The sequence below is a fragment of the Acetobacter sp. genome (assembly GCF_047721705.1).
In the GTDB taxonomy this organism is placed as follows: domain Bacteria; phylum Pseudomonadota; class Alphaproteobacteria; order Acetobacterales; family Acetobacteraceae; genus Acetobacter.
This window is the reverse complement of sequence record NZ_JBDNXK010000059.1, coordinates 1-21414: the sequence shown is the minus strand read 5'-3', so window position 1 is coordinate 21414 and position 21414 is coordinate 1. Positions and strand designations below refer to the sequence as shown.

15 protein-coding genes are annotated in these 21414 nt (G+C 58.7%); 8 read left to right on the top strand and 7 right to left on the bottom strand.

Going from position 1 to position 21414, the window contains the following annotated elements; all coding sequences use genetic code 11:
- Both ABF824_RS10910 and ABF824_RS10905 read left to right on the top strand, forming a co-directional pair.
- The coding region (locus ABF824_RS10910; RefSeq protein WP_415488904.1) for a MutS-related protein at positions 1 to 795 on the top strand (795 nt) is incomplete at its 5' end.
- Between the two features lie 37 nt (positions 796 to 832).
- Complete coding sequence (locus ABF824_RS10905) at positions 833 to 3790, top strand: [protein-PII] uridylyltransferase (protein ID WP_415488902.1); 2958 nt, start codon at positions 833 to 835, stop codon at positions 3788 to 3790.
- A 21-nt stretch (positions 3791 to 3811) separates the two neighbouring features.
- On the opposite strand, the gene ABF824_RS10900 is transcribed toward ABF824_RS10905, so the two are convergent.
- Together ABF824_RS10900 and lipA are read right to left on the bottom strand one after the other, a co-directional pair.
- Positions 3812 to 4288 carry a type II toxin-antitoxin system RatA family toxin gene (locus ABF824_RS10900; protein ID WP_415488900.1) on the bottom strand — a complete coding sequence of 159 codons (477 nt, stop codon included), beginning with the start codon at positions 4286 to 4288 and terminating at the stop codon, positions 3812 to 3814.
- Positions 4288 to 5295, bottom strand: coding sequence for a lipoyl synthase (gene lipA / locus ABF824_RS10895; protein WP_415488898.1), 1008 nt, complete (start codon positions 5293 to 5295; stop codon positions 4288 to 4290). The genes ABF824_RS10900 and lipA overlap by 1 nt, the downstream gene beginning before the upstream one ends.
- A gap of 246 nt (positions 5296 to 5541) precedes the next feature.
- Between lipA and ABF824_RS10890 the strand changes: the two genes are divergently transcribed.
- Positions 5542 to 7767: an ATP-dependent helicase gene (locus tag ABF824_RS10890; protein ID WP_415488896.1), complete on the top strand. Its 2226-nt coding sequence runs from the start codon at positions 5542 to 5544 to the stop codon at positions 7765 to 7767.
- 24 nt (positions 7768 to 7791) lie between these two features.
- Here the strand turns inward: ABF824_RS10890 and ABF824_RS10885 are convergent, their stop codons facing one another.
- Both ABF824_RS10885 and ABF824_RS10880 read right to left on the bottom strand, forming a co-directional pair.
- A complete protein-coding gene (locus tag ABF824_RS10885) occupies positions 7792 to 9309 on the bottom strand; it encodes a glycosyltransferase family 2 protein (protein ID WP_415488894.1) in 1518 nt (505 codons plus the stop codon).
- A 151-nt stretch (positions 9310 to 9460) separates the two neighbouring features.
- Positions 9461 to 11089, bottom strand: a complete 1629-nt coding sequence (locus ABF824_RS10880) for a dihydroxyacetone kinase subunit DhaK (RefSeq protein ID WP_415488892.1) — start codon at positions 11087 to 11089, stop codon at positions 9461 to 9463.
- A gap of 210 nt (positions 11090 to 11299) precedes the next feature.
- Between ABF824_RS10880 and ABF824_RS10875 the strand changes: the two genes are divergently transcribed.
- Both ABF824_RS10875 and glyS read left to right on the top strand, forming a co-directional pair.
- Positions 11300 to 12202: a glycine--tRNA ligase subunit alpha gene (locus ABF824_RS10875; RefSeq protein ID WP_415488890.1), complete on the top strand. Its 903-nt coding sequence runs from the start codon at positions 11300 to 11302 to the stop codon at positions 12200 to 12202.
- Positions 12203 to 12205: 3 nt separating this feature from the next.
- The gene (gene glyS / locus ABF824_RS10870) at positions 12206 to 14281 is read left to right on the top strand and encodes a glycine--tRNA ligase subunit beta (protein WP_415488888.1); all 2076 of its coding nucleotides are present in this window, start codon (positions 12206 to 12208) and stop codon (positions 14279 to 14281) included.
- A 36-nt stretch (positions 14282 to 14317) separates the two neighbouring features.
- Here the strand turns inward: glyS and ABF824_RS10865 are convergent, their stop codons facing one another.
- From ABF824_RS10865 to ABF824_RS10855, 3 genes are all read right to left on the bottom strand, one after another.
- Entirely contained in the window at positions 14318 to 14644 is a 327-nt protein-coding gene (locus ABF824_RS10865) for a zinc ribbon domain-containing protein YjdM (RefSeq protein ID WP_415488886.1), read from the bottom strand.
- 83 nt (positions 14645 to 14727) lie between these two features.
- Positions 14728 to 15786 carry a glycosyltransferase family 2 protein gene (locus ABF824_RS10860; RefSeq protein ID WP_415488884.1) on the bottom strand — a complete coding sequence of 353 codons (1059 nt, stop codon included), beginning with the start codon at positions 15784 to 15786 and terminating at the stop codon, positions 14728 to 14730.
- Between the two features lie 32 nt (positions 15787 to 15818).
- Positions 15819 to 16901, bottom strand: coding sequence for a glycosyltransferase family 61 protein (locus ABF824_RS10855; protein ID WP_415488882.1), 1083 nt, complete (start codon positions 16899 to 16901; stop codon positions 15819 to 15821).
- 366 nt (positions 16902 to 17267) lie between these two features.
- On the opposite strand from ABF824_RS10855, the gene dld reads away from it, so the two are divergent.
- The 3 genes from dld to ABF824_RS10840 all read left to right on the top strand — a co-directional run.
- On the top strand, positions 17268 to 18977 hold the full coding sequence (gene dld, locus ABF824_RS10850; protein WP_415488880.1) for a D-lactate dehydrogenase: 1710 nt from the start codon (positions 17268 to 17270) through the stop codon (positions 18975 to 18977).
- A gap of 126 nt (positions 18978 to 19103) precedes the next feature.
- Positions 19104 to 20519 (top strand): glutamine-hydrolyzing carbamoyl-phosphate synthase small subunit, encoded by a 1416-nt coding sequence (carA, locus tag ABF824_RS10845; RefSeq protein ID WP_415488878.1) that lies wholly within the window; start codon positions 19104 to 19106, stop codon positions 20517 to 20519.
- A gap of 10 nt (positions 20520 to 20529) precedes the next feature.
- Positions 20530 to 21414 (top strand): ATP-binding protein (locus ABF824_RS10840; RefSeq protein WP_415488876.1); only part of this gene is annotated, 885 nt, incomplete at its 3' end.

The following is a 21414-nucleotide window of genomic DNA, read 5'->3' as shown; positions in this document are numbered from 1 at the left end:
ATGCTGCTGACCGGGCCCAACATGGCGGGCAAATCCACCTTTCTGCGCCAGAATGCGCTCGCAGTGGTGCTGGCTCAGGCCGGGCTGCCTGTTCCCGCGAAATCGGCGCATATCGGCGTGGTGGACAAGCTCTTCTCCCGCGTCGGCGCGGCGGACGATCTGGCGCGTGGACGCTCCACCTTCATGGTGGAAATGACGGAGACAGCCGCCATTCTCAATCAGGCAGGCCCCCGTTCACTGGTCGTGGTCGACGAGATTGGACGTGGCACATCCACACTCGACGGTCTCTCGATCGCATGGGCCGTGCTGGAAGCCATGCACTCCACCCTCAGATGCCGTGCTATTTTCGCCACACATTTTCACGAACTGGCACAACTTTCCGAGAGCCTTCCCCGCCTTTCACCTCATACGATGGCGGTGCGGGACTGGAAGGGACAGGTCGTTTTCCTGCACGAAGTTGTGTCCGGATCGGCGAAACGCAGCTGGGGCGTGCATGTCGCGAAGCTCGCTGGCGTGCCTGCCCCCGTCGTGGAACGCGCCTCCCGTCTGTTGAAGGAACTGGAGCGGGAACACGCGGTGACCGCCACACCGCTGCCGCTTTTCGAGGAAATCACCCAGCCTTCAGAGCCGGAGGAGCAGCCTGCTTCCACCCCTGATCCGTCAGAGTATGAGCACTTGGTTGAGACACTTCTGGCGAGTGATCCGGACACGCTTTCACCGCGCGATGCGCTCAACACGCTTTATGAACTCAAAAATTTGGCGCTTGAAGCAAAGCGTCTTTCTGTAAGACAATGAACGCCCTTTAGTTTCTGTCCGAGCAGTTCCCGAATTCATGGCCAGCCTCAATGTCGAAAGCGCCCACGCCGGTTCCAGCGCGTCAGAATCCGTCACAGTGCAATCCTGTGAAGACGGGGTGTTGACGCCCAGCCGTCTGGGAAGTTCCCTCAGAACCTCTCTTTCGATCGCTCCGCGCAAGAATGGGGAGCCGCTTGATCGGGATGCGGCGCTCGCCACCTTCCGCCGCCATCTTGGTCGCTACCAGATGGACGTGCGTCAGCGCTTCGAATCGCGTGAACTGCGTGGTGTTCAGGCTGGAAAGCTGCTCGCGTCCTTTACGGACGAACTGGTCTGCAATCTCGTTCAGTTTGCCACGGAAGCGCTGGGATGCGGTGAAGGCGTGCTTCGCGAGATGAGCATTGCCGCGACGGGTGGTTACGGAAAGCGGCTGCTGGCGCCATTCAGCGACATCGACCTGCTCTTCCTTACAGCGGAGAAACCATCCGACACGGCTCTCTCCCTTGTGGAATATGTCCTGTATTTCCTCTGGGATCTTGGCCTGAAAGTCGGGCACGCGACACGATCCATCAGTGACTGCATCGCACAGGCTGAAGCCGACACTACGGTGCGCACGGCCCTTCTCGACGCCCGTCTGCTGACCGGCAGCTTCAGCCTGTTCGCCATGTTCGAAGCGCGTTTCATCGTGGCCTGTGTCGAGGCTGGCTCGGCGCGCTTCATTTCAGACAAACGGGCTGAGAGGGCCGAACGGCACCGGCGCTTTGGCGAAAGCCCCTATCTGGTCGAGCCGAATATTAAGGAAGGTCGCGGCGGTCTTCGTGACATGCAGACCCTCTACTGGATGTGCCGCTACGTGTTTGGCACACGCCACGTCTCGGATCTGCTGGCACCGGAATTTACTCGGCTTGGCTTCATCACGGAACAGGAAGCCGCCCGTGCCCGTCGCTCATGGGACTTCCTCTGGAGCGTCCGCTTCCACCTCCATTACGTTGCCGGTCGCGGCGAAGACCGCCTGACATTCGACATGCAGCCTGTGCTGGGCGGTCGGATGGGATATACCCGTCATGGGCGTCAGAACGGTGTCGAGCGCTTCATGCGGCATTACTTCCTCACGGTGCGGGAAGTCATGCGCCTCACGCATGTTCTGGAGCCAACCATCGTGCGCGTCGCGCTCGGTCCTTCAGCGCATGTGGCGAAAACGGACGACCAGATACGCGAAGCCGGTTTCACCCTGATCGACGGCCAGATTCTTCCCGCCAAAGGCGTGTCCTTCGCGGAAGAACCGATCAAGATGTTCGAGTTGCTCGAGTGGTCGCGGAACCGGCATCTGCCGATCCATCCGCTGGCCCGTCAGCAGCTTATCCGCTGGGAGCGTCGCGCCGCCACATTGCGGTCTGACCCGCGTGCGGCCGACATCTTCCTGAAGATTCTGTGCGATGAAGGCAGCCCGCGCACCAATCGTCGCGGCCTCCCTGCCCGCGCCGAGGCAAAACCCACTACCCTTCCGCATGAAATCGAGATGAATCACCGTCTCGATTATGTGCACTGGCTGCGCATTCTGAACGAAACGGGCCTGTGGGGCGCTCTTATCCCCGACTGGTCCCGCATCGTGGGTCAGATGCAGTTCGACACCTACCATATCTTCACCGTCGACGAGCACACGATCGAGGCGCTGCGCATTCTCCGCTGTGTCGAAAACGGCAAAATGGCCGACGAGATTCCCGTAGCCTATGAACTGGCGCGGGATATCCAGTCCCGCCGGGCGCTCTACATGGCGGTGATGATGCATGACATCGCCAAGGGCCGGGGGGGCGATCATTCGGAGCTTGGCTCTGACCTCGCGCTGGAACTCTGTCCCCGCCTTGGCCTGTCCAGCGAAGAAACCGAAACCGTCTCATGGCTGGTTCTCCAGCATCTGATCCTCAGCCACACCGCCTTCCAGCGTGACATTGATGATCCGAAGACCATTCTGGATGTGGCCGACGTTGTGCAGTCTCCGGAGCGACTCCGCCTGCTGCTCCTGCTGACGATCGTGGACATGCGGGCTGTCAGCCCCCGCGTCTGGAACGCATGGAAAGCCACGCTGCTGCGCGAACTCTACACACGTGTCGCCGAAGTTCTGGAAGGCGGCCTCGCCACGCCGGAACGCGACATGCGTGTCGCCCACAGCAAGACGATCATCGCCGAAACCCTTGCCGAAGAAGGCTTTTCACAGGCTGAAATCAACCACTTCCTTGATCTTGGCTATGCCGGTTACTGGCTGTGCTTTGATCAGGACACTCTGGTCCGCCATGCCCATCTGATCCGTGAGGCCGAGCAACGCTCCGCCCCTTTTGTGATCGAAACCCAGCCTCTCCCGGCCCGGGGTGTGACTGAAGTCACCATCCACACACAGGACCATCCCGGCCTGTTCGCCCATATTGCTGGCGCCGTGGCTCTGGCCGGAGCCTCGATTGTGGATGCGCGCATTCACACTCTGAGCAATGGCATGGCGCTCGACACGCTCTGGATTCAGGATGCCAGCGGCGAGGCCTTCGACGAGCCGCACCGACTGACGAAGCTGTTCGTGCTGACAGAAAAGGCCCTGACGGGACAGATCAATGTCGAGGCGGAGATCACCAAGTTGACGACGTCGGGGCAGTTTTTCTCCCGCACACGCGCCATTCACGTGCCGCCGCGCGTGGTGATCGACAACCGCGCGTCGAACTCGCACACCGTTATCGAAATCAATGGTCGCGACCGTCTCGGCCTGCTGCATGACGTGACAAACGCCCTCAGCGATCTGCGTCTGCAAATATCCTCGGCGCACATCACCACCTACGGTGTTCGTGCAGTGGACGTGTTTTATGTGAAGGATCTCTCCGGCATGAAAATTGTCGACGAGAACCGTCTGGCCAAAATCCGCGACCGTCTCATGTCAGGCCTGAAGCGCGTCGAGGAAACCCTCAACGCCCGTTATCATCAGCCTGAACTGACGGCCACACAGCCGGAATAAGCGTAAAACGGGAGAAATGGCTCAACGTGGAACGGGCTGACCCATTTCGATGCGTGTGCCATCGGGACTGGCACCATAAATCTCGCGGGCGCGACGGATGAAGGCCGAAACCATCAGTCTTACGGCCTCATTGAACACCATTCCGATCGCGGATTGCAGCAGACGCGACCGGAATTCGAAATCCACGAAGAAATCAACAAGACAGCCGCGCGGGTCCGGCGCGAACGTCCATACGTTGTTCAGATATTTGAACGGTCCTTTTTCATACGTCACGCGGATCGCATTGGGACGATCCAGCGCCACACGGGACCGGAAAGTCTCGCGAAACGGGCCGAACCCGACAGTAAGATCGGCAACCAGTTCACTTTCCGTCTTGGACAGCACACGCACGTTGGTGCACCACGGCAAAAACTTCGGGTAATTGGCGACATCCGCAACAAGGTCGAAAATCTGCTCGGGTGTGTAATTCAGAACCCGGCGTTCGGAATGAGTGGGCATCAGGAAATCTTTGTCTTGTCGTGAGAGTCGCGAGCGCCGCTACGATCCCGTAACTGCGCCTCGCGCGCGGCGCGCAGAGCAGCGAAATCGGCATCGGCATGGTAGGAGGAACGAGTCAGAGGGGTGGCGCTGACCTGCAGGAAACCTTTGACACGCGCCATGGCGGCATAGTCGGCAAATTCCTCAGGCGTTACGAAACGGGCGACAGCCGCGTGCTTCACGGTAGGCTGGAGGTATTGGCCCATCGTGATGAAATCGATGTCCGCCACGCGGAAATCGTCCATCACCTGCGCAAGTTCCGCTTTCTCCTCGCCCAGTCCCAGCATGAGGCCAGACTTGGTGAAGATGGAAGGGTCGAGCTGCTTCACGCGATCCAGCAGACGCACGGACTGATAGTAGCGTGCGCCGGGACGAATGGTCGTATAGAGGCGCGGCACCGTCTCGATATTATGGTTGAACACGTCGGGACGCGCTTTCACGACCACTTCAAGAGCGCCCGGCTTACGCAGGAAGTCCGGCGTCAGCACCTCGATGGTCGTTTCAGGAGACGCCTTCCGCACGGCAGCGATCACCTCAGCAAAATGCTGTGCGCCGCCATCAGGGAGATCGTCCCGGTCAACCGATGTGATGACAACGTGTCGCAGGCCAAGGCGTGCCACAGCATCAGCCACACGATTCGGCTCGTCAGCATCCAGCGCGTGTGGAAGACCGGTCGTGACATTGCAGAAGGAACAGGCGCGGGTGCATATCTCACCCATGATCATCATCGTCGCATGACGCTGCGACCAGCATTCACCGATATTCGGGCAGGCCGCTTCCTCACATACCGTTACCAGCTTGTTGTCACGCATCAGTTTGCGCGTCTCATGGTAAACAGGATGATTGGGCGCCTTGACCCGGATCCAGTCCGGCTTGCGCGCAATAGGATTGTCAGGACGATGCGCTTTCTCCGGGTGACGCGCTGCCTGAGCTGTCTTTCGATGATCGATCAAAACGCGAACGCTCATTGGTCCCTGCCCCGGTATCATGAACTGTCAGAAGTGAAACCCAGAACGCACCGCGTCAAGCATTGTCTGGGCAAGACAAGGGCAAGGTTTGGTGAGCGGGACAGACACGCCATCATATGATAGCGCTTCCAGAACGGCGTTCCCCGCATAGCAGCCTTACCTGATGTTACCCTATTTGTGTGATGACCCATCCATAATCTGTTTCTACTGAAACACATCAAAAATGATACAAGCGAAGATAGACGCGTGACGACACTCTCCCACCTTGAACGGCTCAACCCCGAGCAGCGCGCGGCCATTGAGACGACCGAGGGGCCGCTCCTGGTTCTCGCGGGGGCCGGTACCGGCAAGACGCGCGTCCTTACGACCCGCTTCGCGCACATTCTTCTGTCACACAGGGCCAAGCCATGGCAGGTGCTGACCGTCACCTTCACCAACAAGGCCGCGCGCGAAATGCGCGAACGTATCACCAAAATCCTTGGTGAACCGGCGGATGGCCTGTGGCTTGGCACTTTCCACTCACTCTGTGCCCGCATGCTGCGCCGTCATGCGGAATATGTCGGCCTGACGAGTGGCTTTCTCATTCTCGATACAGATGATCAGCTGCGCCTTATAAAGCAGGTGGTGGAACCGTGGCGTATCGATGTGAAGCGTTGGCCGCTGAATGGCCTGCTCGGCATCATCCAGCGGTGGAAAGACCGGGGCCTGACTCCGGACAACGTCACGCCCTCCGAAAACACCGATTACGCAGACGGCCATGCCCGCGCCATCTATGCCGCCTATCAGACGCGCCTGCGCGAACTGAACGCCTGCGACTTCGGCGATCTGATGCTGCACATAGTGGAAATCCTGCGCACCCGACCGGATGTTCTGACGCAGTATCAGCGCATGTTCCGCTATATTCTGGTGGACGAATATCAGGACACTAACACCATCCAGTATCTCTGGCTGCGTCTGCTGGCGAAACGGGAAGGCGAGTCTGCCAATATCTGCTGCGTTGGCGATGACGATCAGTCGATTTATTCATGGCGTGGCGCGGAAGTGGAAAACATTCTTCGCTTCGAGAAGGACTTTCCCGGCGCGAAGATCGTCCGGCTGGAACGCAATTACCGCTCCACGGCCCAGATTCTCGGCGCTGCGGCAGGGCTGATCGCGCATAATGAGGAACGCCTCGGCAAAACACTGCGGCCCGGCCGGGAGGATGCGCAGGGCGATCCGGTCCAGATCATAGGCGTGTGGGACTCCGATGCAGAGGCGCGCGAAGTGTGCGAGCGCATCGAATCCCTGCATGTCAAAGGCCATCCATTCGGCGAAATCGCCATTCTCGTGCGCGCCGGTTTTCAGACCCGACCGTTTGAAGAACGTCTTGTGCAGACAGGTATCCCCTACCGCATTGTAGGCGGTCTGCGTTTCTATGAGCGCGCTGAAATTCGCGACGCCATTGCCTATATGCGGCTGCTCATCAATCCCTCCGACGACCTCGCATTCGAACGGATCGTCAACACGCCGAAACGTGGCATGGGTGCCGTCGCCTTGCAGAAGCTGCGGGCCGCAGCGCGCGCGCAGCAGGGAGCACTGTATCCAGCACTGGAATCCGTGCTGAAGGCCGGTGGCCTGCGGGGAAAAGCGCTGGAGAAAATGACAGCCTTCACCGACTGCTTCGATCTGCAACGCGCCCTTCTGGAAAAGGAAGGGCACGTTGTCGCTGTCGGGCGACTGCTGGAAGACAGCGGCTATCTGGAAATGTGGCGCGAGGATAAATCACCCGATGCCCCAGGTCGTCTGGAGAACATCAAGGAACTCATCCGCGCTCTTGCCGATTTCAGCACGCTCGGCGAGTTTCTCGAACATGTCGCGCTGGTTATGGAAAATGAGGGCACGGACGAGAACGAGCGTGTTTCCATCATGACCCTGCATGGCGCGAAAGGACTGGAATTCGACACAGTCTTTCTGCCCGGCTGGGAAGAAGGTGTGTTTCCGTCACAACGAACGCTGGATGAAGGTGGCGGCAAAGGGTTGGAGGAAGAACGACGTCTCGCCTATGTCGGGATTACCCGCGCCCGCTATCGCGCCATCATCCTGCACGCGGCCAACCGTCGCATCTATGCCAACTGGCAGGAATCCATCCCCAGCCGTTTTCTCGAAGAACTGCCGGACGAATACGTCAAACGTGATGGTGACGTCGTAACACGCAGGCAGAGGCAGGACTATTCCGGCTTTTTCAGTCCCAGCGTGTTCTCGGACGATGTGAGCAGTTCGATGTCACCGCTCGTCGCCCGCCGTCGCAAGTCCCTGCACGAAGACCTTGTGGCCAGCACACCAAAAATCGAGGTCGGCGCCCGGGTTTTTCACCAGAAATTCGGCTACGGCATCGTCATCGGCGCGGATCGCAGTTCGGCGGAAGTCGCGTTTGAAGCGGCGGGCACCAAGCGCGTCATGGCGTCTTATCTGCAACTGAGCGAAAACACCTGAGAGGCGGGCGTTGAACGCCCGACTTTACAGGAAGAGTTCCGGGTCCCGGCGCACCCACGGCAGGCCCAGAATGTCGTTCATGACCATGACCTTCTGCATGTCCTGCGCGGACAGCGTCGTCAGGCCAGCCAATCGCGCATCGACCAGACGGGGCATATCGAGTTCGACGTCATTCTCCGTGATGTCCGCATAACGGGAGATGGCTATTGCGATCGAAAGCAGGAGCGGATCAGTTACAGCACGACGTGATGTGGCACCATCAAGATATTCCCATTCCTTCGCCGCATCACGATTGCACTCGGCGCTTCCACACTGCGCGCCTTCTTCACCAACAGGCGGCATGAAGCCCATGATCTTGCTGGAGAGAACATTCTTGAGCGCGATCTGGTCATTCTCACCACGCAAGATGCGATAGGCGAGAACCGTCGAAATACGTCTGTCCCCGAAAACAGTCAGGGGCAGGAAACGGGACGGCACTGTAAGAAACACGTAATCCGGCATGCTGGAAAGCGCCAAAGGCACTACCGGCACGTAGGTTCCATCGCTGCGATCCGTATCTGCGTGCACAAGATGCCCGGTCACAGCATCGGCGGCCAGTGGAAGGCCGAAATGCGTGGTGAGAGACAGCTCCACAACCTCGACAGGTTCGGACGACGCACTGCTGGACGGCAGCGGAATCATGGCATTGTCTCCTGTTATGCGCGAAAGCAGTTCGCGCCCGGTCTGAAGCTGAATTCTGTGCAGAAATGGCGCCATCGCGTCGATACGCGCGGTGGGCATGGCTTCGTGGTTTTCGTTGAGGTCGTAGGTCGTGAACAGGCCGATCCCGCAGCGCATGCGACGGATATCGCTGCGGCGGCGTGATTTCTCGACAAAATGTTCCGCGCTACGGATGATGTAATGATTGACCGTCGCTACCGACCAGTCGGGGGCCGCGACAGTGCGCTCGACATGCACATCCTGCCAGACCACTTCCTGCCCGTTTGGCGTGATGTAGCGTCCTTCGACAGCAAAACGATGAGGGTTGATATACCGCGTCTCGGTCCGCTTCGGACGGAAGAAGGACTTCACGCAGTAGTTAAGTTCGAAATCCGGCTGCGAATGTTCCGTGTAGTTCTCGAACACATTGGGGCTGGGCGGTTTTTCGACATGCCTGTTGCTGCCAAAACATTTCCAGTTAAGCGCAATGGCTCCCACATCATCGGGGTAACGAGAGAGGAAACATGAAACGCTCTCCCCATTCCGGATGTTCAGATATTCATCGCCATCCAGACACAGCAGCCAGTCAAACTCCTCCCGGAATTCGTCAATGGCCGCCATGTAGGTCTTGGCCTGTCGGTGATTGAAATACTCGCTCTGCACGGCACGACGAGGACGTACATCGAATGATCTGGCGGCGGCCGTGACGATTTCCCATGTGCCATCCACTGAATAGTCATCATAGACAACAACCGTCGTGAAACCGATGGAAAGATGCCATGCGATCCACCAGGCAATGTCGTCAGCCTCGTTACGCACAAACAGGATAACAGCGGATTTCAATACCAAAATCTCCAATACGAGACAGGTGGTGAAAAATGATCTGGCGACAAAAGCACCCCAACGCCGATCACGCAAGCGTGCGCTTTACCACCATTCCGCGCCACCGGCTCTCGACCCAGCACCCTCCTGAATTCCCTTTAAGACAACACCCTTAGGCCGCCACCATACTCTCCAGAAGACGGGCAATGGCTTCCGCACCGGGGTCGGGAATTTCAGCAAGGAGCGCGTCCGGAACATACGAAGCGCGCCCGGCAAGTGCTTTTTTCATGCTTTTGGTGGCATCCGCACCTGCGCGCGCTGCCTGAGCAACTTCTTTCAGCGACTTCCCCTCCTCCAGCACAACAAGAGCCGGATGGATCGCATCGATCATCGTGCGGTCTCCGGGTTTAGCACCACCGGTTTTCTGCATGGCCTCCAGTCCCTCGCGCAGCGCCGTCGGCCAGTCTTTCTGACTGCGACCAGCCGTCGAGAACAGAATGGAAAGCAGCGCACCGCTGGAACCGCCGGTGTTACGGGTGAGAACACGGGCGAGTGTTCCAAAGAGCTGATGCGGATTGGCAAGCGGAAGCCGGTCGAGCACGCGCAGAATCTCCCGCGCCGCCTCGGCAAAGGTGGAGCCTGCATCCCCATCGCCAATCTTTGCATCCAGCGCATTGAGGCTGTCAGCGTTATCGATGAGGGTCTGCGCGCCGATGCGAAACAGGGCTTCCAGCGGAGGATTTGCGCTTGGCTCAAAGCGAAATGTGGCTGGCATCTCCGGCATCGGTCGAATGGCAGGCGGCGCGAAAGCAACAGCGCCCGGCCATGCCGCTGGCTCGACGTGAGCCATAAGGGCGGCACGCACATCTTCTGTCAGGGCCATGGCGGTGAGTGAGAACCCGTTCATGTTCAACGCCGTCATCACGGGAGCCGGACCGATAATCAGATCGACTTTTTCCGCCAGTGCGGTCTTGGAAAAGGCTTCCAGCAAAAGCGTCGCCTCAATGGGCGGCACGTTTCCCAGTACATTCAGCAAAAGCGCATAACGGGCGTTTGCGTCAGGCAGAGCCTCCAGAAGCACCTCGGCAGCCCGCGCCATGAGGGCATCGGCCCTTGCGACAGGAATCTGCTGCGCGCCCGGTTCTCCGTGAATGCCAAGGCCGAGTTCGGCCTGCTGCGCATTCAGGCGGGTGGCGTGCTCGGGATCATATGCGTTGCAATCACTGAGCGAGAGACCGATCGAGGCGACGCCATTCGCCGCTTCCCGTGCTTTTCTGGCGACGGTTGCAAGTGTGTCACCCTGTGCGGCGGCGTGCCCCGCGACCTTCTGCACCAGCGTCGTGCCTGCCAGACCTCGGGGGAAGCGGCTGTCGGGGAGCGCTATGTCATCACCGACAATGACGGTCCCGACCTTCAGGCCCATGTCGCGCGCCTGTTCGGCAGCCAGCGTGAAATTCAGCCGATCCCCTGTGTAGCTCTTGATGACAAGAAGGCATCCCGCCTCCCTCGTCACGGCAAGGATGGCGGCCAGAATGGCGTCCACGCCCGGTGAAGCAAACACAGAGCCACAGACTGCGGCGTCGAGCATGCCTGCGCCCACGAACCCGGCGTGAGCAGGCTCGTGCCCTGCCCCGCCACCAGAAATGACCGCCACATGCGCCGGGTTACGATCTTTGCGCAGGATAACCTTGATCTCCGGATATCCATCAAGGCGACAGAGGTGCTGTCCGGCGGATGAGCGCAACAGCCCGTCGAGAGATTCCGTGACGACGGTTTCGCGGGTGTTGAAGAAGCGCTTCATCGGGCTGCTGCCTTTTGTCTGTTGTTCTTGTCCCCTTGATGCGCCGGGTTGAAACAGGAGGCAAGAAAGCGGCGCGGGAAAGTGCAATGGGGCGCATCCCTTCACCATGTTGAAGCAGACACGTCACGTTTCGCTGGCTCCTTCCTTTCCGTCTGACGGTCGGCACTGTATGGTGCGGCGCTTATTTGTTAGCGGAGCTTGTTACGTCTCATGGACCCGGCGTCCCCTCGCCCCACGGGCAAACCCCTGTCGTTTCAGGACCTGATCCTGACCCTTCATCGTTTCTGGTCGGCGCAGGGCTGCGCGATCCTGCAACCTTATGACATCGAGGTTGGCGCAGGCACGCTCTCGCCGCATACGACATTGCGGGCGCTGGGCGACACGCCTTGGAAGGCCGCCTATGTGCAGCCTTCCCGCCGTCCTTCGGATGGTCGTTACGGCGAGAACCCCAACCGTCTCCAGCATTACTACCAGTATCAGGTGCTGCTGAAGCCGACGCCGGAAGAGAGCCAGCAGCTTCTTCTGGAGAGCTATCGCGCCATCGGGATCGATCCGGACCTGCACGACATCCGTTTTGTCGAGGATGACTGGGAAAATCCGACCATCGGCGCATGGGGTCTCGGCTGGGAAGTCTGGTGTGACGGCATGGAGGTGACGCAGTTCACCTACTTCCAGCAGGTCGGCGGCATTCCGGTGTCGGTGCCGTCCACGGAACTGACCTACGGGCTTGAACGCCTCGCCATGTATGTGCAGGGCGTCGAGAACGTCTATGACCTCGCCTTCAACGACGCCGGTCTGAAATATGGCGACGTGTTCCTGCGGGCCGAGCGTGATTACTCGCGGCACAATTTCGAGCTGGCGAACACGGAGATGCTCCACCGCCACTTCATCGATGCCGAGAAGGAGTCCGTGGCGCTGGCGGAAGCGGGTGTGGCGCAGCCTGCCTATGACCAGTGCCTGAAGGCCAGCCATCTGTTCAATCTGCTCGATGCGCGCGGCGTCATCAGCGTGAGCGAGCGTGCTTCCTATATCGGCCGCGTCCGCACGCTGGCGAAACTCTGCTGCGAAACATGGCTGGCTGAAGAAGCCGCTAAGAAAAAGGTGGAGGGCTGAGCCATGGCGGAACTTCTTCTCGAACTGTTTTCCGAGGAAATCCCGGCCCGCATGCAGGAAACGGCGGGCGAAGACCTCGCACGCCTGCTTCAGAAAGCTCTGGCCGCGCTGGAACCGCGCGATGTGCAGACTTTTACCGGCCCACGCCGGATCGCGCTGACCTGCGGTCTCAACAGCGAAGTCGCAGCAAAGACCGTATCCGAGCGCGGCCCTCGTGAGAGCGCGCCGGAACAGGCGCTGGCCGGGTTCCTGCGCAAGCATGGAGCTGTCAAGGAAGATCTGGTGGCCGAAAATGGCTTCTGGGTTCTCAATCGTCAGACACCCGCCGTTTCCGCCGAAGTGTATCTGGCCGAAGCCCTGCCGGAACTGCTGCGTCAGTTCCCGTGGCCGAAATCGATGCGCTGGGGCACGGGAAGCAGCTTTACATGGGTGCGTCCCCTCCGCCGCATTCTGTGCCTGCTGGATGGAACGGTCGTTCCTTTCTCGCTGGCAACGGACACGGACACCGGCCACGGACTTGCCAGCGGCAACCTGACAGAAGGACATCGTTTCTTCCCGGCTGGTGCGACCCGCTCCCAACCTTTCGCCGTCTCGAATTTCGAAAACTGGCGTGACGGGCTGCGTGAGCGACGGGTGATGGTTGCTGCGGCCGAACGGCGCACGACAATCACCAAGGGCATCAACACGCTAGCGTCGCAGGAAGGCCTGAACGTCGTTCCAGATGCGGGGCTGGTGGATGAAGTCGCCGGGCTGGTCGAATGGCCGGTGCCGCTGCTCGGGCGGATCGACGAGACGTTCATGGAACTGCCCGCAGAAGTGATGCAGGTCTCCATGCGTGTAAACCAGCGCTACTTCGCCCTGCGCCACAGCGACGGGTCTGCCGCACCCCGCTTTGCCTTCGTGGCGAATATCGAGCCAACAGACGGCGGCATACAGGTCATTGCAGGCAATGAACGCGTGCTGCGCGCCCGTTTCTCGGATGCGCGTCATTTCTGGGATCTCGATCGCAAGCAGACGCTGGAATCGCGTGTCCCCGGACTGGATCGCGTGACGTTCCATGCCGATCTTGGCAGCCAAGGCGAGCGCGTGAAGCGGCTCGTGCGTCTGGCGGAAATCATCGCCCCGATGGTGGGAGCCAATCCGAAACTGGCAGGCCGTGCGGCGCTTCTGAGCAAATCCGATCTTTCGACCGGCATGGTGGGCGAATTCCCCGAACTGCAAGGCGTGATGGGCGGCTACTACGCACGTCATGACCAGGAAGCGCCAGAAGTCTGCACCGCGATTGCGGAGCAGTACATGCCGCGAGGCCCAGCGGACCGGGCACCGACAGCGCCTGTCTCCATCGCGCTGGCTTTGGCGGACCGTTTCGACATGCTGACGGGCTTCTTCGCGGTGGGCGCCAAGCCGAGTGGTTCGGGCGATCCTTATGGATTGCGACGCGCGGCTCTCGGCATCATCGCCATGATCCGCGCGAATGGACTGCGGCTCGATCTCGTGGCGCTGTTCGTCAAGGCGTCCGAAGCGCTGCCTCCGGCCCTGCAGAATGCTCCGGATCTGGATCTGCTGCCTGCATTCATTGCCGAGCGTCTGCGTGTGCAGTTACGCAGCGAAGGCGCGCGCCACGACATTCTGGCCGCAGTCTCGGTTGGCAATACGGACAGCGACATCGTCCGGCTGTTGGCCCGCACGGATGCGCTGGCCTCCATGCTGGCGACGGAAGATGGCAAGAACCTGCTTGCGGCGACCAAACGCGCAGCGAACATTCTGCGCATTGAGGACAAGAAGGACGGCCCTCATGAAGGGACGCCGGATGCCTCGCTGTATCGTCAGCCGGAAGAAATTGCGCTCGCCAACGCTCTTGGCGCGGTTATTCCAAAGGTGGAAGCCGCATTTGCGGAAGAGCGTTTTGAGGATGCGATGCGCGAGGCAGCCAGTCTGCGGCCTGCGCTGGACACCTTCTTCGACAAGGTGACAGTGAATGATGCCGATCCGCTGGTGCGCGGCAATCGACTGAAGCTGCTTTCTGAACTGGTGCGGATGACGCGACTGATCGCCGATTTCGGACAGATCGAGGGGTAATGAAAAAGGGCGCTCCGACGGGGCGCCCTTTTTTAATTATGCTTTCTTGAGAAATTCAGCTTTGAGCATGAACTTTCCCGCTTCAACGGCATGATCGCCGCCCCGTAAGCGGATATTCTTGATCTTGGTGCCGACTTTCAGAGTCGTTGAAGACCCCTTCACCTTGAGATCCTTGACGACAACAACCGTGTCGCCGTCAGCAAGTATCGCGCCATTGGCATCACGCACCACTTCCTCAGTGGGCGCATCATCCGCAACGTCCGCGGGCCATTCATAGCCGCAAACATCGCAGACGTAATGTGTTCCCTCACGATGTGTCTCTTCCAGAGAACATTGCGGGCAGACTGGTGTATCGGTGCTCATATCCGACGCTCTTAATACTCCGACACCTGAATCACAACCATGACCCGGTATTCTCCGACGATCCCAAGAATTCAAAGTATCGATTATTCTGCGACCACTATTTCTTCTCCCACCGGATCGCTTTCCCGCCCTTCCCTCCAGCCAGCCTCCATGAAGTGCACAAGCGGCCAGCGGCCAAAATGAGGATCTCGGGTTACATCCGGATTGCGTTCAGCATAAAACGCAACATCGAAAAGCTGGAAAATATGCCTCTTTTCATTGTCTTCGGTCCTATGAGCGAAATAGCCGTTTGATGAATGGATATCCGGCTGTATGCCTCCGGCCCCGAACAATGGTTTCCAGTCTATGCCACGCTGTTCAAAATAATGGAGAAGACCGGGAACATAAATATCCGGATGAATTCTATATTGTTCGACAAAGTCAGATTCCGGAACATTGAAATAAAAATAGAGATGCCCGCTCTCTTCGGTCGGCGCGACAGCGGCAGGATCAGCATCCCCGATGAGGTGATAAAGCTTCTGCCGCGCGGCCGCCTGAATATCAGCGTAAGACGGGCGATTATGAAGATGCAGGCAGGCTAATGGCGCCCGCAGCCGACGCTCGGGATAAATGGTCTGGGGCTCATGGAAACCACGGTCGAGACCGACAATAGTTCCAGCGGCAAAAAGGCTCCGGTTGACGATCTGGGGGCGAAAATAACCCGGGCGATGGGGAACATTAAGAAGCAGTCTATCATTTATGAAAGTCGCTGCATGCCCCTGCATGAGAGCGAGAGAGCCGAGGACGCTTGCGCGATCCCATGCAAGTCTGCTCGTTAAAGACACAAGAAACTCGTCACAGTCGAGAGGAATGGCGAAATCATATCCGCCTTCCCTGTCCCATGCCTGGATAACGCGCGCGACGATCTCACCCTTGCGGCCAAAATCGGCTGGAGTGGGATAATCCCGAATGACAGTGACCCCGCGCCGTTCGTAGCGTTGCAGCGTTTTGAGAACAGCAGGGCGGTCCGAGCCATTGTCGATTACAGTCAGTGCTTCGAAGCCAAACAGACTGGCGTGATAAAGTATCCACGGTTCAAGTAAAGTCTGCTCGTTTTTCTGCATGGTAACACAGCGAGCGACGGGAGGCTGGCGGGATGTCATATCACTTCCGATGACGGATATTCTTTTATGATTTATGAATTTTCCTGCAAAAGCGACGGCAGGAAACGTTCCAGTCGATCAAGATTTTCACGAGCGACATGAAACGCATGCGGCTGCTCGCCGGTCAACGCACCAAAGATATAGGCGCAGTCCTGCCCACATGCTTCGCAAAGGCCGGATTGTAAGAAGGCAGGGTGAATCTCCGCGGCGTGAAAAGCAATGACCGGCGTTTTTGCGGGAGCGAAAACGGAGGCATGCAGACCTGACCCATATTCCCCGATCAGCGCCCGCGCATCGTAGAACAGTTCCACCTGCTCCGGGATGGAGAGCGTTTCCGGATAAACGACACGACAACCGGCCGCTTTCATGCGTTCTTCTATTTCCACGCCATTGGTCATGGAACGCGAGTCATTACCCCAGTTGCTCCGCGAAACGTAAAGCACGTCCGTTCGCCTGGGCGGCCGATTGCCAACGACACGGCGCGTAAACATCGCGTAAATATCTCGCGCTAATGTATTGATCCGCATATGTCCGCGCAGATTACTGGGAATGATCGCTTCCTTCAGAAAACAGCGATCCCGTTCAATGTCATAGGTGAGAATATTCTCCGCTGGAATACCGAGCAGTTCGAGCCATGTATGGGCAAAAGCAGGCAATTGTTGTGGCAGGAGATATTTCTGCTGGTCGATCGCCATACCCGCCGCAGCCAGAAGACCCAGACGCGGCAGGAAATCGACCAGCCAGTGACCATACATGTTGAAGGCAGGGCCACATAAAAGAACGACGCTCTCGTCAATGATACGTTCCTGAACCGGCGAAACGTGATCGATTACTTCCCGGATGGAAGCTTCATGAATGCCATTCAGTGGCACCATTATGGAGACACCATCTTTCTGAAGCAGCCGATCTCCGGAAAAAGAAACATCCTGGATGGTATAAATCCCGCAGGACGGCGCACAACTGTCTCCGAAAAAGAAATCGGCGAATGTTTCAGGCACTGGCCCAAGCAAAAAGCGCGGAGGCCTGCGCATACTCCACTCTTCGGGCGAAAGTCTCCGCCAGTCAAAACCGGGCAGATTGTCCCTGACAGCCTCAGCGGCATCGAGAAATTTCATGTCCACTATTGGTCTTATGCTCCCGGCTGTCGCTCGTTCAGTCCTTTGGTATCACACAGAAAAGCATTTGACTGTTCCAGTTCGGGCAATGGGACAGATTGTCAAAAGAATGCGACGGCTTAATCGCGCTGGTTCTTTACCCTGACAGCAAAGTTTTCCATCATCGTGACGAAGTGATTATGCTGATTTTAAATCCATATTTACCATTCCCCCATTCATCAGACGATGGTCTGCAAGAAAGTTGTCTCGCGCATCTGCCATACCGAACAGATATGCATTCAGGGGTTTGTTCCTCTCCTTTGCCTCTGGATCTTCGTGTAGAATGGATTGCAACAGACAAGCCATAAAAACAGAAAGCCTTATTTCATGAGCATCCCTGCCAGTCAGTCTCTTGTGTCCGATCTCCAGAAGATTGTCGGGCATATGCACGTATATACGGGAGAGGAATCAACCTACCGCTTTACACATGGCTTCCGGTTCGGATCGGGCAAGGTGCTGGCCGTGGTGCAGCCGGGATCGTTGATCGAACTGTGGCGCGTGGCGCAGGCCTGTGTCGCAGCCGACAAGATCATCATCATGCAGGCAGCGAACACGGGACTTACGGGTGGCTCCACACCTGATGGCAATAACTATGACCGGGACATCGTGCTGATCAGCACCTTGCGACTGGACAAGATTCACCTGATCGGTGACGGAAAACAGGTCGTCTGCCTGCCGGGCGCGACGCTGTATGAGCTGGAAGACCGGCTGGCGGCAATCGGGCGCGAACCACATTCCGTCATCGGCTCCTCCTGTATTGGCGCGTCAGTGCTGGGCGGCGTGAGCAACAACTCGGGCGGTGCGCTGGTGCAGCGCGGCCCCGCCTACACCGAAATGGCGGTTTTCGGTCAGGTCGGTGAGGACGGCAAGCTGCAGCTGGTCAACCATCTCGGCATCCAGCTCGGCAACGATCCTGAAGCAATCCTGACAAAGTTGGAAAACGGCACGTTTTCGGATGCCGATATCGACTGGAAGGCAGGCCGCGGACACGACTACAACTATATCAACCATGTCCGCGAGATCGACGCCGACACGCCTGCCCGCTTCAATGCTGATCCGGCCCGGTGGCACGAGGCGGCAGGCTGCGCGGGCAAGCTGGTCGTGTTCGGCGTGCGTCTGGATACATTCCCCGTCGAGAAGAATACGAGCGTCTTCTACATTGGCACCAATGACACCGGCGTTCTGGAAGATTTGCGCCGCCATGTGCTGACGGCATTCGATACACTTCCGATTTCCGGCGAATACATCCACCGCGATGCGTTCAACATTGCCGAGGTTTACGGCAAGGACACGTTTGCCGTGATCCGTTATTTCGGCACGAAGTTCCTGCCGAAAATGTTCGCTCTCAAGGCACGTTTCGACATTTTCGCCAAAAAACTGGGCTTCCTGCCAGATCACTTGAGCGATCGCATCATGCAGGCCGTGAGCAAACTCCTGCCGCGCCAGCTTCCTCCTCGCATGCTCGCCTACCGTGATCGTTTTGAGCATCACCTGATGCTGAAGGTCTCGGAAGATCTTGCTGGCCCGATGCTGGTTTACCTTCGTGAATTTTTTGGCAAAGCGTCCGGTGATTTCTTCGAATGTTCACCGGAGGAAGGCAAGCTCGCGTTCCTGCACCGCTTCGCGGCTGCGGGCGCGGCCATACGATATCGCGCGGTGCATCATAAGGAAGCCGAAGATATTGTGGCGCTGGACGTGGCGCTGCGCCGGAACGACCGCGACTGGTTCGAGAAGTTGCCGCAGGAGATCGAGGACAAGCTGATCGTCAAACTCTACTACGGACATTTCCTGTGCCATGTCATGCATCAGGACTACGTGGTGAAGAAGGGCTTTGACGCCATGGCGGTCGAGCACTCCATGCTTCCGGGTCTGAATGCACGTGGCGCGAAATATCCGGCAGAGCATAATGTTGGGCATCTCTATCAGGCGCCGCAGGAAATGCTGGACCATTACCGTCAGCTTGATCCATGCAACTGCCTCAATCCGGGGATTGGCAAGGGCACCAAGCGGAAGAACTGGGTGGCCGAGAGCGTGTGACGCGGGCCGTCTCCTCTCTACCGGAAGAAAATTTTTCCCACTCCAATATGATTTTCTCTGTGGGAATTTTCTTCCCACCGATGCGGCGGACTGCTACAAACCTCCCCTGACAAGGGGGAGGAATCCATGCCTCTATCGGTTGAGACCATTATTGAGCGCGTCGGCGGTCCGGAAAAGATCGCCGCTTTGACCGGCGTCGGCACTGAAGCAGTGCGGAAGTGGCGTCAGGCGCGGGCGATTCCGCCGAAGCACTGGCCTGTCGTAGCCCGTGCGGCTGGCATATCGCTTGATGAGTTGCAGCCTGAAGGCGCCTCCCCTTCCCTTTCAGATTCCCAGAACCGGAACCAGACCATGTCCGAACAGCGCGCCAGCTCAGCCACTGACGTTCCGGAGGGAGCCACGGCGGCTCTTGTTCTTGCGGATGGCACGGTGCTTTGGGGCATCGGTTTCGGTGCCGAACCGTCGGGCGAAGCGATTGGCGAAATCTGCTTTTCGACAGGCATGACGGGGTACCAGGAGACCCTGACGGACCCGTCCTTTGCGGGGCAGATCATCACCTTCACCTTCCCGCATATCGGCAATGTCGGCACGAATGACGAGGACAACGAGGCGTTGAAAGTCGCGGCGCGTGGCCTTGTGGTAAAGCAGGACCTGACGGAGCCAGCGAACTGGCGCGCGACGGAAAGCCTTGATGCGTGGCTGAAAGAACGGAATGTGCCGGGTATCTGTGGCGTGGATACCCGCGCTCTGACGCTACGCATCCGCGATGGCGGGCCACAGACGGCGGTTCTGGTGGCTGTAAAAGATGGCAAGATTGATCTGGACGCAGCCAAAGCACAGGCTGTTGCATGGCCGGGTCTGGAAGGCATGGACCTTGCAAAAACGGTGACGTGCGAGAAGCCTTACGCATGGTCGGAAGGCGTCTGGCAGTGGCCGTCAGGTTCCAAGCCGCTACCGGAAAAGCGTCGTAAGGTCGTGGCGGTTGATTACGGCGCAAAACGGAACATTCTGCGTTGCCTGACATCAGCGGGCTGCGACGTGACGGTCGTTCCGGCGACGACCTCGGCTGAAGAGATTCTCGCGCTGAAACCTGAAGGCGTTTTCCTGTCCAATGGTCCGGGTGATCCGGCAGCGACGGCGCCTTATGCCGTCCCGGCCATCCGTGGCGTTCTGGATGCGGGCATTCCCGTGTTCGGCATCTGTCTCGGGCACCAGCTTCTGGCGCAGGCGTTGGGCGCGAAGACCTACAAGCTGGCCCAAGGCCATCGTGGCGCGAACCAGCCCGTGAAGGATATTGAGACCGGCAAGGTGGAGATCACCAGCCAGAACCACGGTTTCGCGGTCGATGAGAAAACGCTGCCTAACGATGTGAAAGTCACGCATATCAGCCTGTTCGACAAGTCGAACGAGGGCATTGCCTCCACGACGCTGCCGGCGTTTTCGGTGCAGTATCATCCGGAAGCAAGCCCGGGTCCGTCGGACAGTTTCTATCTGTTCGAACGGTTCGTGGCGCTGATTGATTCGCATCAGAAGGCTGCCTGAGCCTTAACGGATGGATCCTGTTCACAATCCTTACGTGCCGGGAGCGGGCGCGTCTCCGCCGGAGCTGGCCGGTCGGGAGGCGCTTTTCACGCAGGCCGAGATCGTGTTGCGACGCGCGCTTATCGGAAAAAGCGCGCGCAGCTTCATTGCGACCGGATTGCGGGGCGTAGGCAAGACCGTTGTGCTTGCGCGTGTGGAGCAGATCGCTCAGGGTGCGCGTTATCTGACGTGTTTTGTCGAGGCGGAAGAAGAGAAGCGGCTTGGAGCAACGCTGGCGCCGCATCTGCGCCGGATGATGCTGGAACTGGATCGCATCGGCGCCGTGACGGAACAGGTAAAGCGAGGCCTCCGGGTTCTCAAAAGCTTTGCTGGCGGCCTCCGTATTCACTCGCATTACGGGTTCAGCATCGGGCTGGACGTGGAGCCGGAACGCGGCACAGCCGATACGGGTGATCTGACCACCGATCTGCCGGACATGATCTCCGCGTTGGGGGCTGCCGCGCAGTCACGCGGAACAGGCGTGGCACTGTTCATCGACGAAATCCAGAACCTGCCGGAGCAGGACATCGCCGCCCTGATCATGGCGATGCATCGGGTGATGCGCGAAGGGCTGCCGGTGGTTCTGGTGGGCGCGGGACTGCCGCATCTGGTGCCGATGATTGGCCAGACAAAATCCTATGCCGAGCGCCTGTTCGAATTTCCGGTGCTTGGCCCCCTTTCCCCCGCCGAATGCGCGGAAGCGTTGCAGACGCCTGCTGCGCGGGAAGGCGTGGACTTCACACAGGCAGCCGTGGACGAAGTCGTACGGATCACGAAGGGCTATCCCTATTTCCTTCAGGAATGGGCTTACCATGCGTGGAACGTGGCGCATGGGGACCGTGTCCTTCCGGGAGAC

Excerpts from the sequence above, each read along its gene's own strand:
- ABF824_RS10905 (WP_415488902.1), top strand. The coding sequence starts at position 833 with ATGGCCAGCCTCAATGTCGAAAGCGCCCACGCCGGTTCCAGCGCGTCA.
- ABF824_RS10900 (WP_415488900.1), bottom strand. The coding sequence starts at position 4,288 with ATGCCCACTCATTCCGAACGCCGGGTTCTGAATTACACACCCGAGCAG.
- lipA (WP_415488898.1), bottom strand. The coding sequence starts at position 5,295 with ATGAGCGTTCGCGTTTTGATCGATCATCGAAAGACAGCTCAGGCAGCG.
- ABF824_RS10880 (WP_415488892.1), bottom strand. The coding sequence starts at position 11,089 with ATGAAGCGCTTCTTCAACACCCGCGAAACCGTCGTCACGGAATCTCTC.
- ABF824_RS10875 (WP_415488890.1), top strand. The coding sequence starts at position 11,300 with ATGGACCCGGCGTCCCCTCGCCCCACGGGCAAACCCCTGTCGTTTCAG.
- glyS (WP_415488888.1), top strand. The coding sequence starts at position 12,206 with ATGGCGGAACTTCTTCTCGAACTGTTTTCCGAGGAAATCCCGGCCCGC.
- ABF824_RS10865 (WP_415488886.1), bottom strand. The coding sequence starts at position 14,644 with ATGAGCACCGATACACCAGTCTGCCCGCAATGTTCTCTGGAAGAGACA.
- ABF824_RS10860 (WP_415488884.1), bottom strand. The coding sequence starts at position 15,786 with ATGACATCCCGCCAGCCTCCCGTCGCTCGCTGTGTTACCATGCAGAAA.
- ABF824_RS10855 (WP_415488882.1), bottom strand. The coding sequence starts at position 16,901 with ATGAAATTTCTCGATGCCGCTGAGGCTGTCAGGGACAATCTGCCCGGT.
- dld (WP_415488880.1), top strand. The coding sequence starts at position 17,268 with ATGAGCATCCCTGCCAGTCAGTCTCTTGTGTCCGATCTCCAGAAGATT.
- carA (WP_415488878.1), top strand. The coding sequence starts at position 19,104 with ATGCCTCTATCGGTTGAGACCATTATTGAGCGCGTCGGCGGTCCGGAA.